The organism is Streptomyces vulcanius (assembly GCF_042653945.1).
Classification (GTDB): domain Bacteria; phylum Actinomycetota; class Actinomycetes; order Streptomycetales; family Streptomycetaceae; genus Streptomyces; species Streptomyces mangrovi.
The window spans coordinates 49465-62718 of record NZ_JBHSFK010000050.1 but is presented as its reverse complement, the minus strand read 5'-3'; the positions used below and the strand labels follow the sequence as shown (position 1 = coordinate 62718).

20 protein-coding genes, 1 tRNA gene, 17 other RNA genes and 1 other annotated feature are annotated in these 13254 nt (G+C 62.8%); all 38 genes read right to left on the bottom strand.

Annotation, left to right across the window (positions count from 1 at the left end):
- Positions 1 to 88 precede the first annotated feature (88 nt).
- The 38 genes from ACFPIH_RS47850 to ACFPIH_RS47665 all read right to left on the bottom strand — a co-directional run bounded on the left by ACFPIH_RS47850 (position 89) and on the right by ACFPIH_RS47665 (position 12356).
- Positions 89 to 547, bottom strand: coding sequence for a hypothetical protein (locus tag ACFPIH_RS47850; protein WP_381177528.1), 459 nt, complete (start codon positions 545 to 547; stop codon positions 89 to 91).
- A 127-nt stretch (positions 548 to 674) separates the two neighbouring features.
- Positions 675 to 806, bottom strand: a complete 132-nt coding sequence (locus ACFPIH_RS47845; RefSeq protein ID WP_381177525.1) for a hypothetical protein — start codon at positions 804 to 806, stop codon at positions 675 to 677.
- 109 nt (positions 807 to 915) lie between these two features.
- Positions 916 to 976: transfer RNA gene (locus ACFPIH_RS47840), tRNA-Ser, on the bottom strand.
- Positions 952 to 1428 (bottom strand): hypothetical protein, encoded by a 477-nt coding sequence (locus ACFPIH_RS47835; protein ID WP_381177522.1) that lies wholly within the window; start codon positions 1426 to 1428, stop codon positions 952 to 954. The genes ACFPIH_RS47840 and ACFPIH_RS47835 overlap by 25 nt, the downstream gene beginning before the upstream one ends.
- 83 nt (positions 1429 to 1511) lie before the next feature.
- Positions 1512 to 1575, bottom strand: an RNA gene (locus ACFPIH_RS47830) — hammerhead ribozyme type II.
- Between the two features lie 136 nt (positions 1576 to 1711).
- Positions 1712 to 2200, bottom strand: a complete 489-nt coding sequence (locus tag ACFPIH_RS47825) for a hypothetical protein (RefSeq protein ID WP_381177519.1) — start codon at positions 2198 to 2200, stop codon at positions 1712 to 1714.
- A 28-nt stretch (positions 2201 to 2228) separates the two neighbouring features.
- Positions 2229 to 2294: hammerhead ribozyme type II (locus tag ACFPIH_RS47820), an RNA gene on the bottom strand.
- A 7-nt stretch (positions 2295 to 2301) separates the two neighbouring features.
- Positions 2302 to 2769, bottom strand: a complete 468-nt coding sequence (locus ACFPIH_RS47815) for a hypothetical protein (RefSeq protein WP_381177517.1) — start codon at positions 2767 to 2769, stop codon at positions 2302 to 2304.
- A 25-nt stretch (positions 2770 to 2794) separates the two neighbouring features.
- An RNA gene (locus tag ACFPIH_RS47810) (hammerhead ribozyme type II) lies at positions 2795 to 2860 on the bottom strand.
- Positions 2861 to 2867: 7 nt separating this feature from the next.
- A complete protein-coding gene (locus tag ACFPIH_RS47805; protein WP_381177514.1) occupies positions 2868 to 3680 on the bottom strand; it encodes a hypothetical protein in 813 nt (270 codons plus the stop codon).
- 28 nt (positions 3681 to 3708) lie between these two features.
- An RNA gene (locus tag ACFPIH_RS47800) (hammerhead ribozyme type II) lies at positions 3709 to 3774 on the bottom strand.
- Between the two features lie 7 nt (positions 3775 to 3781).
- On the bottom strand, positions 3782 to 4330 hold the full coding sequence (locus ACFPIH_RS47795) for a hypothetical protein (protein WP_381177511.1): 549 nt from the start codon (positions 4328 to 4330) through the stop codon (positions 3782 to 3784).
- 29 nt (positions 4331 to 4359) lie between these two features.
- Positions 4360 to 4425: hammerhead ribozyme type II (locus ACFPIH_RS47790), an RNA gene on the bottom strand.
- A gap of 10 nt (positions 4426 to 4435) precedes the next feature.
- Positions 4436 to 5131 carry a hypothetical protein gene (locus ACFPIH_RS47785; protein WP_381177508.1) on the bottom strand — a complete coding sequence of 232 codons (696 nt, stop codon included), beginning with the start codon at positions 5129 to 5131 and terminating at the stop codon, positions 4436 to 4438.
- A gap of 29 nt (positions 5132 to 5160) precedes the next feature.
- An RNA gene (locus tag ACFPIH_RS47780) (hammerhead ribozyme type II) lies at positions 5161 to 5227 on the bottom strand.
- Positions 5228 to 5239: 12 nt separating this feature from the next.
- Positions 5240 to 5596, bottom strand: coding sequence for a hypothetical protein (locus ACFPIH_RS47775; RefSeq protein WP_381177505.1), 357 nt, complete (start codon positions 5594 to 5596; stop codon positions 5240 to 5242).
- Between the two features lie 28 nt (positions 5597 to 5624).
- Positions 5625 to 5690: hammerhead ribozyme type II (locus ACFPIH_RS47770), an RNA gene on the bottom strand.
- 7 nt (positions 5691 to 5697) lie between these two features.
- Positions 5698 to 6132, bottom strand: a complete 435-nt coding sequence (locus tag ACFPIH_RS47765) for a hypothetical protein (RefSeq protein WP_381177502.1) — start codon at positions 6130 to 6132, stop codon at positions 5698 to 5700.
- Between the two features lie 23 nt (positions 6133 to 6155).
- An RNA gene (locus ACFPIH_RS47760) (hammerhead ribozyme type II) lies at positions 6156 to 6218 on the bottom strand.
- An 11-nt stretch (positions 6219 to 6229) separates the two neighbouring features.
- The gene (locus tag ACFPIH_RS47755) at positions 6230 to 6541 is read right to left on the bottom strand and encodes a hypothetical protein (RefSeq protein ID WP_381177499.1); all 312 of its coding nucleotides are present in this window, start codon (positions 6539 to 6541) and stop codon (positions 6230 to 6232) included.
- A 25-nt stretch (positions 6542 to 6566) separates the two neighbouring features.
- Positions 6567 to 6629, bottom strand: an RNA gene (locus tag ACFPIH_RS47750) — hammerhead ribozyme type II.
- Positions 6630 to 6696: 67 nt separating this feature from the next.
- Complete coding sequence (locus tag ACFPIH_RS47745; RefSeq protein ID WP_381177496.1) at positions 6697 to 7293, bottom strand: hypothetical protein; 597 nt, start codon at positions 7291 to 7293, stop codon at positions 6697 to 6699.
- 29 nt (positions 7294 to 7322) lie between these two features.
- An RNA gene (locus tag ACFPIH_RS47740) (hammerhead ribozyme type II) lies at positions 7323 to 7388 on the bottom strand.
- A gap of 7 nt (positions 7389 to 7395) precedes the next feature.
- A complete protein-coding gene (locus ACFPIH_RS47735) occupies positions 7396 to 8112 on the bottom strand; it encodes a hypothetical protein (protein ID WP_381177493.1) in 717 nt (238 codons plus the stop codon).
- 29 nt (positions 8113 to 8141) lie between these two features.
- Positions 8142 to 8204: hammerhead ribozyme type II (locus ACFPIH_RS47730), an RNA gene on the bottom strand.
- A gap of 63 nt (positions 8205 to 8267) precedes the next feature.
- Positions 8268 to 8687 carry a hypothetical protein gene (locus tag ACFPIH_RS47725; protein ID WP_381177490.1) on the bottom strand — a complete coding sequence of 140 codons (420 nt, stop codon included), beginning with the start codon at positions 8685 to 8687 and terminating at the stop codon, positions 8268 to 8270.
- Positions 8675 to 8739: hammerhead ribozyme type II (locus tag ACFPIH_RS47720), an RNA gene on the bottom strand. Before ACFPIH_RS47720 ends, ACFPIH_RS47725 begins: the two co-directional genes overlap by 13 nt.
- A gap of 12 nt (positions 8740 to 8751) precedes the next feature.
- Positions 8752 to 9246 carry a hypothetical protein gene (locus ACFPIH_RS47715; RefSeq protein ID WP_381177487.1) on the bottom strand — a complete coding sequence of 165 codons (495 nt, stop codon included), beginning with the start codon at positions 9244 to 9246 and terminating at the stop codon, positions 8752 to 8754.
- A 26-nt stretch (positions 9247 to 9272) separates the two neighbouring features.
- Positions 9273 to 9337, bottom strand: an RNA gene (locus tag ACFPIH_RS47710) — hammerhead ribozyme type II.
- Positions 9338 to 9343: 6 nt separating this feature from the next.
- A complete protein-coding gene (locus ACFPIH_RS47705) occupies positions 9344 to 9601 on the bottom strand; it encodes a hypothetical protein (RefSeq protein ID WP_381177484.1) in 258 nt (85 codons plus the stop codon).
- Between the two features lie 29 nt (positions 9602 to 9630).
- Positions 9631 to 9693: hammerhead ribozyme type II (locus tag ACFPIH_RS47700), an RNA gene on the bottom strand.
- A gap of 10 nt (positions 9694 to 9703) precedes the next feature.
- On the bottom strand, positions 9704 to 10303 hold the full coding sequence (locus ACFPIH_RS47695) for a hypothetical protein (protein ID WP_381177482.1): 600 nt from the start codon (positions 10301 to 10303) through the stop codon (positions 9704 to 9706).
- Positions 10304 to 10331: 28 nt separating this feature from the next.
- An RNA gene (locus tag ACFPIH_RS47690) (hammerhead ribozyme type II) lies at positions 10332 to 10398 on the bottom strand.
- 9 nt (positions 10399 to 10407) lie between these two features.
- Entirely contained in the window at positions 10408 to 11118 is a 711-nt protein-coding gene (locus ACFPIH_RS47685; protein ID WP_381177479.1) for a hypothetical protein, read from the bottom strand.
- A gap of 27 nt (positions 11119 to 11145) precedes the next feature.
- An RNA gene (locus ACFPIH_RS47680) (hammerhead ribozyme type II) lies at positions 11146 to 11208 on the bottom strand.
- A gap of 259 nt (positions 11209 to 11467) precedes the next feature.
- The gene (locus ACFPIH_RS47675; RefSeq protein WP_381177476.1) at positions 11468 to 11719 is read right to left on the bottom strand and encodes a hypothetical protein; all 252 of its coding nucleotides are present in this window, start codon (positions 11717 to 11719) and stop codon (positions 11468 to 11470) included.
- A gap of 25 nt (positions 11720 to 11744) precedes the next feature.
- Positions 11745 to 11810: hammerhead ribozyme type II (locus tag ACFPIH_RS47670), an RNA gene on the bottom strand.
- Between the two features lie 72 nt (positions 11811 to 11882).
- The gene (locus ACFPIH_RS47665; RefSeq protein WP_381177473.1) at positions 11883 to 12356 is read right to left on the bottom strand and encodes a hypothetical protein; all 474 of its coding nucleotides are present in this window, start codon (positions 12354 to 12356) and stop codon (positions 11883 to 11885) included.
- Between the two features lie 217 nt (positions 12357 to 12573).
- Positions 12574 to 12792, bottom strand: a sequence feature (16S ribosomal RNA rRNA prediction is too short).
- Between the last annotated feature and the right edge of the window lie 462 nt (positions 12793 to 13254).

Genomic DNA, 13254 nt, shown 5'->3' with positions numbered 1-13254 from the left:
GCGGTGACCGGAGGCCCCTGGTGCCCGGACGGGGGATCGAACCCCGCTGCTGCCTCCCCGAGATGTGCTCGGGGCCGGGCTGATAGTGCTAGACGACGTTCCTCGTGACGAGGAGCTTGGTCAGCTCCCGATCGTGCTGCTCGTTGGCCATGGACAGGTTCGCCTCCAGGTCCCGGTTGATCTGAGCCTTGTTCTCCGGGAACGCACTCATTCGCTTGACGGCGCTCTCGTAGGCGGCCAGACGGCGCTCCAGTCGGAGGATCTCCAGCTTGAGCTTCTCGGGCTCGTCGTCGGTGCCGTGCTCCCGCTCGTAGTGGTTGAGGAGGGCGGCGCAGACCGCGCACTCCTCGGCCGGCAGCTCGTCCATCTCGGAGTGGACGAGGCAGTTACCGTCGTTGCCGACCGGCCAGCCGTGGCGGTGCTCCAGCCAGTCGTTGTAGTTCATGCCAGTCAGCCCGATGAACTCGTACTGCTCGGTGGGCTGCGCCTCCCACTGCTGCCGCAGGGTGGCCATGAACTCGGTCTTGCTCGGCTTCCTGTCGTTCATGAAGCTCGCTCCTCTCACTGCTGCGGGCACCACGCCCGCATGGCGCCGGGGCGGGGGATCGAACCCCGCTGCTGCCTCCCCGAGAAAGCTCGGGACCCGGCGGCACATCCGAAGGAATTGGGCGGCGTCAGATACGCCACCAGGCCAGCACGGCGTACACCGCCAGCAGGGTCCAGCACATGCGCCTGAGCGCGACCGAGATCTGCTTGACCCGAACCTCGGGAGACGGCAGCACGCGGTCTCCCTTTTCGTCCTTCACTGCTACCTCCTCGACACCCCGCGGTGCGCGAGAAGCCGTCAGTGAAGAACACCTCTGCGCGCCGCATGGGTCTCTCTCCGCTTACGGCTGCGACAGAGGTACTGCCGCATGGTGCCCCGGCCAGGAATCGAACCCGGCGCTACCGTCAGGGCTGCTCTGTGCCCAGAGCTTTCTGGATGGTGGCCAGCTCCTTCTCCAGGCGCCGGCGCAGCTCACCCCGTTCCTCATCGAGCTGGTGACGCCGGCGCAGGATGTCAGCCAGCCTCTCCGACAGCTCTTTCTCCTCTTCCGCCAGTCTGGCGTCCTGCTCGTTCAGCGCATCCAGACGCTCCCGAGCCAGCGTGGCCGGCGAACGGGGCGGGGTGGACCTCCCGGTCCGCGCCTGTCTGGCAACCTCTTCCTGGATCCGCCGGTACTCGTCGAACTCTGCGGTGGCGTAGTACTTGGTTGTCACCGCGCCACGCTTGGTCATGACGAGACGAGGAAAGCTCGCATGCCGACTGCTCCAACTACTCACCGTGTTCGGCTGAACACCTGCGCGCTTGGCCAGCTCGGTGACGGAGGACAGCTCAGGCTCCCGGCCCTGGAACTCGGACCTGTGCCACTCGACCTGCTCTTCCACAGCGCTCCTCTCAGCAACGGCGGCATGCATAACCTACCTCCGAGCTGCCAGGGTGCTGACCCAGCATGTTCTCTCCTTCCACCAACTGACTGCCTCGTCAGGCCACGGGAACCACCCGTGACGACCTCCCTCCGGGAGGTTTCGGCTTGGTTGGAATGGGGTCAGAGGTCGACACCAATGCGGTGCCAGGGACCTCCGTTGATCGAGCGGTACATCTCCCGTGACTTGTGGACCGTGCCTCGGTGCCACCACGAGCGGTGGACCACCTTGATTCGGAACCTCTTCACGCGCGCCGCCCGTACTGCTCGTCGTAGTCGCGCTCGTGGCCGGGGCAGAACTCGGAGTTCTTGTCCTTCGGGAAGACGCAGTACTCGGACCACGGCAGACCGTAGGCCGACTGGTAGCCACACTGGTCTTCCTTGACCTGGTCCTCGTCGTGGACGACCGGAGCCTTGACCGGCTTGGCTTCGCCGGCGAGAAGGTCACGCCACGCCTTGGTCAGTTCGACGCCGTCCTCTTCGCTGAGGTCGTAGAGCCCGAAGAATTCGAGCGCCTTGCCGTTCCTCAGGAAGTCGAGGTGGTCCAGGGCGAACTCGTAGCCCTGGCCGTGACCTTCCTCGGCGTAGACCTGACCGAGCACGCAGAAGTACCCGTGGTCGATGTCGAGCAGGTCGAGGCTGATCCGTTCCTGCCAGTCCTCCGGACCGACCAGACTCATCAGCTCGAACCCGTTGGAAGCCCGCTGCTCCACGGACAGGGTCTCAACACCCATTGCTCTCTCCTCTCGAAGCTGACTCAGCGATTGGCTGCCTTCGTCAGGCCACGGGCACCACCCCGCGACGACCTCCCTCCGGGAGGTTTCGGCATGTTGGATCAGCTCTCGTTCTTGAGCGGGGTCAGGATGGACAGCAGCTGGGCCGCTGCGCTCTTCACCTCGTCGCCCGCGTCCCAGAACTTCTGGAAGTACTCGCCGAGGATCTTCCGGTCCAGGGCATCGGAGCCGGTCTCGTCGCAGTGCTCGTCTCGGTGCTGGTCGCGGAAGTCCACCCAGGCGCCGTCCACGTCCTCCCACTGCTTGACCTTCTCCAGCAGTGCCTTCAGGCGCTCCTCGGCCGTCTCGTTGAGGCCGAACAGGGGGCGGATGGACACCAACGGGTGCTCGTCGATGTGGCCGGCCAGGTGGGAGGACGGGTCCTCCTCCGGCCGCCACCGCTCGGTCAGTTCGTACTCGACGTCACGAGCCACCGCGGACGCGAGGACGACCGGATTGGCGTTGGCGTCCACGCACAGGTCGACGTAGCCGGCGAAGTGCACTCGGACCGTCTTCTGCTCGTTGCTCATGTGCTCTCTCCTCTCAAAGCTGACTCAGCGGCTGCCTTCGTCAGGCCACGGGCACCACCCCGCGACGACCTCCCTCCGGGAGGTTTCGGCATGTTGGATCACGTGCTGGCGAGCACCTTGGAATGGACGCCGTCGAGCCACTCCGCCTTCTTGACGGCTTGGTACTGGGCCTCGACGACCGAGCGCTCCACGCCCTTCCGGAAAGCGGACACCAGGTAGGTGATCAACTCGGGGGAGCGGGAGATGTCCATCTCGTCCGACAGATGCATCTCGTTGGTCGGCGGGAGGATGCCCAGGCGCGTGAACGCTTCGACGACGGACCACTGCCAGCCGGGTGCCTTCTCGGTCGGGCAGAGCCCGGTCTCCATGTCGGCGTGCGTCACCACGAGGCAGACCGGCAGATCGGAGATGACCTTAGCCATCTCCTCCATCTCCAACTCGACCTCCCAGGAGAACGAGAAGTAGCTGTTGTCGACCGGCGCTTTGCCGTTGCCGTCGATGACCATGTACGCCTCGGCGGGGTTCTTCAGCTCCACGTCGCCCGTCGCGATGTCCCACGGGTCGTCGAACTCGCCCACGAAGTGCACGTGGCGGCCGGCCAAATCCTTGAGGTCCTCGACCGGGATCCGCTTGGGCTCGGGCAACGGCGTCGCGTCTTCATCGGCGTCGTTCGTCGGAACGGGTGCCAGCGTTGGGTTGCCCTTGAACGCAGCGACGACCTTGTAGTTCTCATAGAGGTCGACGCGCGACGATTCCTCGCCGAGCCCCATGTCCACTCCCGGAAGCTCGCGCATGTACCGCACGTGCTCGAAGAGGTCGCGGGGTGATTTCTGGCGTCCACTGACGATGATCGGCTCGGCCTTGTTGTCTCCGACCTGCGTAACGACGATCGTCCAGAACGGGTCAAGCATGTGACTCTCTCCTCTCAAGAACTGACTTCAGCGGCTGCCTTCATCAGGCCCACGGCACCACCCGTGGACGACCTCCCTCCGGGAGGTTTCGGCATGTTGGATCAGGATCCGTGCGCGACGGATGCGATGACCTTCTTGATGTGGGGAACGACGTCCTCTGGGGACATGGTCTGCGTGCTCTCGTCGAGCACGTTGAAGTCGTCGTCCAACAACGACCAGCCGACCGGCGCTTCGTCACCGCCTTCGGTACCGAAGATGATGTAGCGGTCGTCGGTCAGGAGGATCTCGACGTTGTGGCACCCGCCGCCCGTGTGCTCGTAGATGGCAGAGACTCCTGCGGCGAGCAGGACCGTGTGGAGGTGAGCGTCCTGCCTGTCGAAGGAGAAGACCTCCTTCACCATGGCCTGGATTGTGTCGGCGATCTGCTCGACGGACTCTTCGCGCCACGAACCGGAGCAGACCTGGCCGTCCTCGTCGAGGAACTGCCAGTCGTACCCGTTGTCGGTGCTCTCCCACGCGATCATGAGGCGGTAGTGACGCCAACTGATCGCCACCTCCGGACCGGAGCTGTCGGCGACGTGGGAGTACGCGACATCGCGCTTCCCCAACTCGCCGGCGAGCAGGTCCAGTCGCTCCTGGATCTCGTTCATGTGCTCTCTCCTCTCGAAGCTGACTCAGCGCTTGGCTGCCTTCGTCAGGCCGTGGGCACCACCCCACGACGACCTCCTCTCGGGAGGTTTCGGCTTGTGTTGTGATCAGACGTGCTCGGCGTAGGCGGCCAGATCCTGGACCATCGGGAACGCGTCCATCTCGTAGTCCCCGATCAGGTGGTCATGGTCGCTCTGCTTGTCGTCGAGGATCCATCCGTCCTCGTCCCGGTGCGGCGCGTCGGCCTCGTCGAACCCCTTGATCAGCTTGACCAGTTCTTGGATCTTGGCCCAGAACTCGTGCTGTACGCGCAGGTCGTTCCAGCCGTAGCCGCAGTCCTCCGCTGGCGCACCCTCGAACGACAGCCGCTCGACCACGAAGCAGTCGATGGTCTCCTCGCGTCGGATGTGTGTCGACAGTGCGGTGGCCCACGCATCGGACTGCGACTTCGCCCGCACCACGTAGGTGTAGGGTGCCTCGCCGTCGTGACGCTCGGGGCCGGCGATCGTGACCGTGAAGTCCCGCCGCTCGCCCTGTTCGATGTCCACGTCCGGGTACATCGCACGGTCGTCGTAGGCCGCCGAAACCAGACGGTCCTTCAAGTGCCGTTCGCGGGTAAGGATCTTGGTGCTGGCGTACTGGGCGTCGATCTGGGTTCGGAACCCGAGGAACACCGACGCCTCGTCCCGCTCCTCCCAGTGGGGGAGCGCAGCCCAACCGTAGTTGGTCTTGCAGGTGTAGCCGTATCCCTGGTTGCCCTGGATGTACTCGACACCCAGCAGGTGCTCACCCGTGTCAGACATGTGCTCTCTCCTCTCAAAGCTGACTCAGCGTTTGGCTGCCTTCGTCAGGTCACGGGCACCACCCCGTGACGACCTCCCTTCCGGGAGGTTTCGGCTTGGTTGATCGAACTACTTGGCTTCGCGAACGGACCACGTCACCGTGGGGAACAGGCGGCGCGTCTGGGCATCTGCCCACGGAGCAACCGTGTCCCACGCCTTCTGACCCGGCTCGGCGTGCCAGAAGTGCCAGCCCTCTGCACAGTTGGCGGACTCCTGTGCGAGCGTGCGCATGGCGTCCTCGACCGTCAGCTCCTCCGGCAGCGGCGTACCGCTCTCGAAGGGCTTGCTGTAAGCGGCGTAGAGCTTGGCTGCGATGCCCTCACCGTCCATCGGATACGTGACGGTGATCTTCGCAATGAGCACCCCGTCTTCCTCTACGAGTTCATGCGTCGCAGGGTTGACCGTCGGGTAGTCGTCGTTGGCCATGTGATCTCTCCTCTCGAAGCTGACTTAGCAGTGGCTGCCTTCATCAGGCCCACGGCACCACCCGTGGACGACCTCCCTCCGGGAGGTTTCGGCATGTTGGATCACAGGTCGAAGTGCACCTTCTCGTCGCGGATGAACAGGTAGCCCACCGGCCAGCGGCTGGCCGCCTTGTGAAGTGCTCGACGTACCTCCTTGGGGAGTCGCTTGTCCACCCGGAAGCTGCGATTTGGGAATCCCCATCGCCCCCGCTTGGACTGCCAGAACAACCCGCCAGCAGATTCCGCGGGGATGTGCGAGAGGTGCTCCTTGTTCAACTCGACGAACTCACGGCACATCTGCATCCAGCGCTCGCGCGCCCTGTCGTCCGCGATGTCCGCGACGGTCAGGTGCTCGACCGACTCCCACTCGTCGCCGCCGACCCCGTACTCATCCGGGTTCGACTCAAACCACAGCGCCTCGCCGAGTGCCCAGCGGGCGAACTCGTCGATGTAGGCAGACCAGGAGGTCGCGTCCTTGGGAGCGTTCTCAGACACCATGTCTCTCCTCTCAGAACTGACTTCAGCGGCTGCCTTCATCAGGCCGTGGGCACCACCCCACGACGACTCCTTCCGGAGTTTCGGCAAAGCATGTGAGCTAGTTGGGCTCGAAGAGCGTGCCCAGGCAGCGGATCAGGTCTCGGATCATCAGGGCCGCCTGCGCAGGTCCAACTTCCGGACCCCACATGCCCTGGATGTTCTCGAACCGGCCGTTGTGCTCGATCCCGTAGTAGAAGCCGCACTCCGGACCGTCGGACCGGGACGTGGAGATCTGCCAGCCGTTGTTGAGTTCGACATTCAGTACCCAGCAGCCGCCGCCCGTGTAGGCGATGCCGCTGGTGATGTCGAGCTTCTTCAGCTCAGACTGCAACTCCTCCGTGCCGTCCCAGTCCTTCTCGGACGTACTCATGTGCTCTCTCCTCTCAAAGCTGACTCAGCGGCTGCCTTCGTCAGGCCACGGGCACCACCCCGTGACGACCCCCGGAGGGGTTTCGGCAATTGGGCATGACGGACCCACCGGCCGGCGCGCATGGCTAGCCGGCGGGTCCTCGTTGCTTCAGCGGTTCACGCTCCCCGGTGCGTCTCGATACCGCCGCCACCGCAGGCGGGGCACTTGCACGCGCTCACGTCGTGCAACTCGCCCGGGAAGTAGGCACCCTCGCGACGCCACGGACCCGAGTCCTCCAGGAACCGCAGGACGACCATCTCGTCGCCGAACGTCTCCTTGACCGTCGCACGGAAGGCGAACGGGGAGCGCTGAGGCGTGAATGACCCAGGACCCGACGGCACGTGGTAGTACGGTCGGACGGCCACCACACGACCGACCATGTCCGCAGGGGACACGTCGGTGTGCGTCACCGGTATGAGGTCCTTGGCCTCCAACGAGACGTCCTTGGCAACCTCACGGAGATGCTCGTCCCGGATATTTTCCACGGACTCGTACCTGCCGAAGTGGTCACCCGCGATGACGATTCCCCAGAGCGCAGCCTCGTACCGAAGCTGGCCGTGGACCACGGCGACAAGGCCGCACACGGTCCACTCCCCGGACTCCAGCTTCGCCCTGCACTCGTCGATGAGCGCATCGCTGTCGCTGAAGTTGTCGAGGGTGAAGTCCTCGTCCTCGACGATCGCAAAGCTGATCCCAGTCGAAGCGATCTTCATAGCTCTCTCCTCTCAAGACTGACTTAGCGTTTTGGCTGCCTTCGTCAGGCCGCAGGCACCACCCCGCGACGACCTCCCTCCGGGAGGTTTCGGCATGTTGGGTTAGGACTTGGTGACCCTGGTCAGGTCGTGCCAGTCCCAGGAACCGTCCTGGGGTACGTCCGGACCGGCCACCACGAGTCCTGTGGGACACAGCTCGGACCCCCAGTACGTCGGTCCGATCGCCTTGACCACACCTCGGAAGGTGCATTCCTCGCCGTCCACGCGAGCTGTACCAGCCACCTCGTCACCCACGGATAGCGTCGTGCCTCCAGAGGTGAACATCGGGACCTGCCCGATGAACGACTCGTCCTCGGTGAAGTACATGGCCTCCTTGTCGGCGGCACGGACCGCAATCGGTCCCCGCCGTGACTCCAGCCACGCCCGCAGGGCCGCCGTAGCCGCACCCACGAGCTTCTCCTCGAAGAACAGTCCGCCCAGTCCGGTGCGGGAGAGCGCCGGGTCACCCGCGCCCAGACTCTCGGCGAACTGCGCCAGAGCCTCGCCCTGTTCGTACAGGGACTTGGGAGCGGACACCACCGGCTCTCGCCAGTCGCACCAGTTCGGAGCGGAGAGACCGACCACGTTCGGGTCGACCACGTAGTAGCCCTCGCAGCCGATCACGACAGCGGAGCCCACTACGACGTGACTCTCCTTGTCGTTCCAGTCCACGGAGTAGTCGCACTCGGGACAGTCAGCGCGCATATACGGCGCGACGACATCGACCGGAGCACGACGCACTGCTGCCACGTACTCCTTGTCCTGCGTGCTCAGTTCCATTGATCTCTCTCCTCTCAGCGCTGATTCAGCAGTGGCTGCCGTCATCAGGCCGTGGGCACCACCCCACGACGACACCCGAAGGCGTTTCGGCAATTGGGCACGGCAGGGCCGGCCGGCAAAGGGCGTACCTCAGCCGGCGAGCCTTCTACCGGAATTCAGCCCCCGACGTTCTCCGACTGGAACGGATGCGCCTTGATGTCCTTGCGGATCAAGGCCATGCGATTCTCACGCGAACCGATCTCCCGCTCCAGGCAGATGATTTCCTCGCGCTTGCTCCGGATCTGGAACTGGATGCGGTCGACCTCCTTCTGTCGGGGGTCGTGCGTCAGGGGGGACAGCTTCTCCTCCCACAGTGTCTGCTCCCGCGCATCGTCGTCCGCTCGGAAGTGCGCAATGCGCATGCCGGGGTGCGAGATGTGTGTGTCGGAGCACGCGTGCCGGGGGTCTCCATACTTGACGAACGTCCCCGACTTCTCGGTGCCGTACCAGTCGATCAGGACACGGTCACCGGGCTGGAAATCTGTCTTCACGAATCCAGACATGTTCTCTCCTCTCATACCGACAATGGCTGCCATCGTCAGGCCCACGGCACCACCCGTGGACGACCTCCTTTCGGAGGTTTCGGCAACTGAACTACGGCTACGCTACGTACCCGAGTGCCTGAGTCAGCATTTTGGTCAACTCGGAAATTCGCGGGATCTCGGTCTCGTTCTGCCACTCCCCGGATACCACTTCGGTGGCTCCACCGCGCGCCAGCACCCAGTTCCATCCGAACTCGACATCGAATTGAACGTGGAGTTGCAAGTGGTCTGAGGTGATGGGTATTTCGACGTACTCCCATTCACTGGCTTCACCAACCAACTTGGCCTCGACACCGATGCTCTTCAGGTGCGTCGCCAACTTTTCCGTTGACGACATCGCGTGACGCTCCTCGTCGTAGGTCTCCTCGGCCTTCCTGAGAACAAAGTCGATGTTGACGTTGATGGACGTGGCGAAGTGGAGCAGGTCGGCGATCAAATCGACGACGACAGTCTCCGACGACTCATGAGGATCGGCATACAACTCGACGAGGCTCTTCGCACGCTCCGTCTTCTCCCTCACGGAGAACGGAGGCGGAGCGGATACCTGCGACATAACTCTCTCCTCTCAAGAACTGACTTCAGCGGCTGCCTTCATCAGGCCCACGGCACCACCCGTGGACGACCTCCTTTCGGAGGTTTCGGCGAATGAACTACTGCGCGTACTCCTTGCGCATACGGCGGTATTCGCGTGCCGGAACGCGGATTCTTTCCACGATCGGCAGAGCGTCGGGGTTGAAACCCGCTTCACGCAGCGCTTCGTTTCCGGCATAGCCCTCATTCACGAATCGGAACGGGACTCCGGTAGGCGCGTTGTGCAGCAGCCAGCCTCGACGGGGGTTCCCGTTCTGGTCGTTGCTCGCGGCGATGTAGATCGCGAACTGCGCCGTAGGGTCCTCCTGCGTGTCCATGTGCTCTCTCCTCTCGAAAGCTGACTCAGCTTTGGCTGCCTTCGTCAGGCCACGGGCACCACCCCGCGACGACTCCTTTCGGAGTTTCGGCATGAGATTTGGTCAGTTGCGAATGAGGACCCGCAGAGAATCGGGCAGGACGTCGTACAGGGGCGCCGCCTCCTGCTCGAACTTCTCGCCCTTGGCCTCGTGCTCCGCTGCCTCCTTGTGCAGGCGCGCGGACTCGTCCATCTGGCTGTCACGCTTGCGCTTGAGGAGCAGATAGACGCTGAAGTCCTCCCACCCCTCGTGATCCTTGGAGAACACGTCGAGCGCGTTGGCCACAACCTGACGCATCAGGTCATAAGTCGCGGTGCGGTACTCAACCTGCCTGCGCCTGTCGTTGCGGAACCCACCCATATGGGGGCTGTCTTCCGAATGCCACAGGTCCAGGTTGGTGCCGCTTGCGGAGCTGACGTCGGACAGGTCGCGGTAGTAGACGGTCTCGTGCACCGCGTAGGCGCGGTTTCGGATCGTCCAGTGCTCGACGTGTCTGGGGTCCGCCTCGAACGTAGGGTCAGAGGCGACGCGCACCCGTGGACGCAACTCGGTGACGTATCCCCGCTCCGAGTCGTGGAAACTGTCCTCCTTGGCGGAGAGCACGGCGACGTACAGCTTGCCGTAACTGGTTTCCACGGTGACGGGGTTGGTCTCCGGGTTCATAACTCTCTCCTCTCAGAAACTGACTCAGCTTTGGCTGCCTTCGTCAGGCCCCGGGCACCACCCCGGGACGACTCCCATAATTGGGAGTTTCGGCATACAGGACCTCAGACTTGCGCGGCCTCGACACGCAGGTCGGTACCGCACTTGGGGCAGACGGGACGGGCGACCAGGTCGTCGAACGACACGGTCTCGCCGTCGTCGATCTCGTTGCCGTTACGGTCGATCCGCTTGACGTGCTGTCCGCCGGACTCGATGTCGAACACGACGTCCTCACACTCGGTGCAGTACGCCGTGGCCTTGTCGTCGTCCAGAAGGTAGGACGCCTCCAGGCAGGAGACGTGGAACACCATCGGACGCGTACGTGCGCTGTATCCGGTGCACTGCTGCCACAGGGCGACGTACATCTCGTCGTCGTACCGGAAGAACTGGCCCTTGACCCCGTTCGGCATGAACGACTCGTAGCCGTCCGTATCGATGCCAGAGAGGTAGGGGGACCCGAAGTACTTGTCCGTGATGGACTTCGCCCAGAGTTCCAGTGACTCGCCGTCCGCAGAGGACGGGTCGCCGTAGATCGGATACTCCTGGCGGGTGTCCATCACCCACTGGACGAACTTCTCGTCCATCTCGCGGTGGTAGTCGACGCGCTTGGCGTAGAACTTCACACCGTCGATGACGATCGTGTCGTTGCCCTTGTCGAAGCGCGCGTCGACGTGCGCCTCCATAGCCGGCGGGGCCGCGAACAGCTCGTTCAGGGCCTTTTCGGTGGAGTCGTACAGGAAGTCGGACGCAACCATTTCAAGGGTTTGCGAAGACATAGCTCTCTCCTCTCACAGCTGACTCAGACTTGGCTGCCTTCATCAGGCCGTGGGCACCACCCCACGACGACGCCCGAAGGCGTTTCGGCATGTTGGATCAGTAGTCGTGTCCCGTGATATCGCGACCACCTTCGGTCACTTGAATGCTGAATCCGTGCGGATTCAGGACCCCACACGTTGTCCCGTAACCGGGATCGTCGGAGGAGTCTGGGTTTCCGTTACCACACCCATTCCTTGCGCACTCTTCGCGCGCCTCACGCTCTTTGGTCTCGGCAACCTCACGCTTACGGTGCGGACCGGATATCAGATCACCGTTTTCGCACCACACAAGGTACTCACGCATTGGTGGTCACCTTTCGATGCGCTTGACGGTCGACTCCAGACGGACGTACTCGTCGGGCACGAGGCTGTCCCGATCCGGAATGGAAGGACGCTCTTCACCCTTGAAGTAGCCGTAGTTGTAGTCGGTATCCGTGCCGTACTGACGCGCACAGGCGTCGCGACGGCATTTCTTGTGGTCGCAGAACGTCTTTCCGTAGATGACCTCGACATACCAGTCAGCCTCGGACGGGGCGCACTGCTCACGCACAGCGGTCGACATAACTCTCTCCTCTCACAACTGAATCAAGCGGCTGCCATCATCAGGCCCCGGACACCACTCCGGGACGACTCCCAATCAGGGAGTTTCGGCATTCGAATTTAGGCATGGAAGGGCAGGCCGGCATACGGGTATACCTCAGCCGGATTGTCCGCTTGTGCGACCTTCAGCCACAGTCCATGAACAGCACGCCGTGCGGTGTCTCGATGAATTCGGACATGGCGCCGTGATCGATGTCCTTGAGGACGGTGACCCAGTCCACCTCACCAGATGGCTTCAGGTACGGAGTCACATCCCACGTCAGAAGGTCGTTGCGCATCGCGTCTACGAGCGCCTCGACCTTGGTCAGGCCGATACCCCTGTAGCGGTCCTCGTTTTCGAGGCGCCACGTGAGATCGTCATCCCAGTTGGACGGATCCTTTTTCACGGCTTCCTTGCCAGCCCACACGAGCGCATTGCTCTTGGACGGCACTACGGACTCGGAGCGAGCGTTACGAGCATCGGCGTACTGGTCTATGGCCTCCATGAGGTCATTCCAGTGCTTTTCCCGCCAGCCGTAAGACCGACCCTGTCCATTGACGTCGCTGTTCACCTCATAGACCTTCTGGTAAAAGAAGTCCTTGAGGCTGTTGCGATCCATAGCTCTCTCCTCTCATGGGCGACCAACGGACACCACATCCGTTGGCTCTCGGCTACAGCAGGGGATTCAGCTAATGAGACCTAGCACCCTGCTGCGCCGTAGTGCATGAGACTGCATTGTCCGTCGGTAAACGGACCAAACAGAGAGGGTAAGGGGGGGGCACCGGAGAATTTCTAACGTGGCTTCTCCGTGAGGTTTGCAGCCCGAAGGCTTTCATCCCTCTAGCGTGTGGGCATGTTTCAGTCCCACTGTGTCCGGACGCCTTCTCAGGCCGGATACCCGTCGTCGCCTTGGTGAGCCGTTACCTCACCAACAAGCTGATAGGCCGCACGTTCATCCCATGGAATTGGTCCGAAGCCGATGCCGATATATCGGACATTATTCACCTGTGTTGCGTGAACCATGGTGCAGATTACGCACGTGTTACTCACCAATTGCACCACGAACGGTGCCCCCGATCGCGCACGGATAAATCCGGCGCGATATGAGAGAGAGTGACGCTACGGAAAACGGTGGCGGTACCTCTGTGTTAGCTCTAGCCACCACGTCTCCACTGACTATCTGTCTCCATACTATGAAAGCTAAGGACGTCTAGTCACGCGCATTAGGCCCCGGGCTCTAACCCTTCGGCGACAGTAGGCAGACTTCACCCCTGTGGCATGCGTGCCCTATCGACACGTTGATCGATAGTGAGGACCTCTCGGTCCCCGTGCAGAAACGTCATTACCGTTTCCGTGCGTCTATATCCACTGTTGAGTTCTCAAGTAACAGCCGCTTCCTTTGTACTAACCGCCCTTTGTGGGGTGGCTTTCCTCCGTGCGTGCCTTTTGGCTTTGTGTCTGCTTTCCGATCCTCCGTTTCCGGCGGTCCGTCCTGCTGACAAGGAAGACACTAGGGG

Excerpts from the sequence above, each read along its gene's own strand:
- ACFPIH_RS47850 (WP_381177528.1), bottom strand. The coding sequence starts at position 547 with ATGAACGACAGGAAGCCGAGCAAGACCGAGTTCATGGCCACCCTGCGG.
- ACFPIH_RS47825 (WP_381177519.1), bottom strand. The coding sequence starts at position 2,200 with ATGGGTGTTGAGACCCTGTCCGTGGAGCAGCGGGCTTCCAACGGGTTC.
- ACFPIH_RS47815 (WP_381177517.1), bottom strand. The coding sequence starts at position 2,769 with ATGAGCAACGAGCAGAAGACGGTCCGAGTGCACTTCGCCGGCTACGTC.
- ACFPIH_RS47805 (WP_381177514.1), bottom strand. The coding sequence starts at position 3,680 with ATGCTTGACCCGTTCTGGACGATCGTCGTTACGCAGGTCGGAGACAAC.
- ACFPIH_RS47795 (WP_381177511.1), bottom strand. The coding sequence starts at position 4,330 with ATGAACGAGATCCAGGAGCGACTGGACCTGCTCGCCGGCGAGTTGGGG.
- ACFPIH_RS47785 (WP_381177508.1), bottom strand. The coding sequence starts at position 5,131 with ATGTCTGACACGGGTGAGCACCTGCTGGGTGTCGAGTACATCCAGGGC.
- ACFPIH_RS47775 (WP_381177505.1), bottom strand. The coding sequence starts at position 5,596 with ATGGCCAACGACGACTACCCGACGGTCAACCCTGCGACGCATGAACTC.
- ACFPIH_RS47765 (WP_381177502.1), bottom strand. The coding sequence starts at position 6,132 with ATGGTGTCTGAGAACGCTCCCAAGGACGCGACCTCCTGGTCTGCCTAC.
- ACFPIH_RS47755 (WP_381177499.1), bottom strand. The coding sequence starts at position 6,541 with ATGAGTACGTCCGAGAAGGACTGGGACGGCACGGAGGAGTTGCAGTCT.
- ACFPIH_RS47745 (WP_381177496.1), bottom strand. The coding sequence starts at position 7,293 with ATGAAGATCGCTTCGACTGGGATCAGCTTTGCGATCGTCGAGGACGAG.
- ACFPIH_RS47735 (WP_381177493.1), bottom strand. The coding sequence starts at position 8,112 with ATGGAACTGAGCACGCAGGACAAGGAGTACGTGGCAGCAGTGCGTCGT.
- ACFPIH_RS47725 (WP_381177490.1), bottom strand. The coding sequence starts at position 8,687 with ATGGCAGCCATTGTCGGTATGAGAGGAGAGAACATGTCTGGATTCGTG.
- ACFPIH_RS47715 (WP_381177487.1), bottom strand. The coding sequence starts at position 9,246 with ATGTCGCAGGTATCCGCTCCGCCTCCGTTCTCCGTGAGGGAGAAGACG.
- ACFPIH_RS47705 (WP_381177484.1), bottom strand. The coding sequence starts at position 9,601 with ATGGACACGCAGGAGGACCCTACGGCGCAGTTCGCGATCTACATCGCC.
- ACFPIH_RS47695 (WP_381177482.1), bottom strand. The coding sequence starts at position 10,303 with ATGAACCCGGAGACCAACCCCGTCACCGTGGAAACCAGTTACGGCAAG.
- ACFPIH_RS47685 (WP_381177479.1), bottom strand. The coding sequence starts at position 11,118 with ATGTCTTCGCAAACCCTTGAAATGGTTGCGTCCGACTTCCTGTACGAC.
- ACFPIH_RS47675 (WP_381177476.1), bottom strand. The coding sequence starts at position 11,719 with ATGTCGACCGCTGTGCGTGAGCAGTGCGCCCCGTCCGAGGCTGACTGG.
- ACFPIH_RS47665 (WP_381177473.1), bottom strand. The coding sequence starts at position 12,356 with ATGGATCGCAACAGCCTCAAGGACTTCTTTTACCAGAAGGTCTATGAG.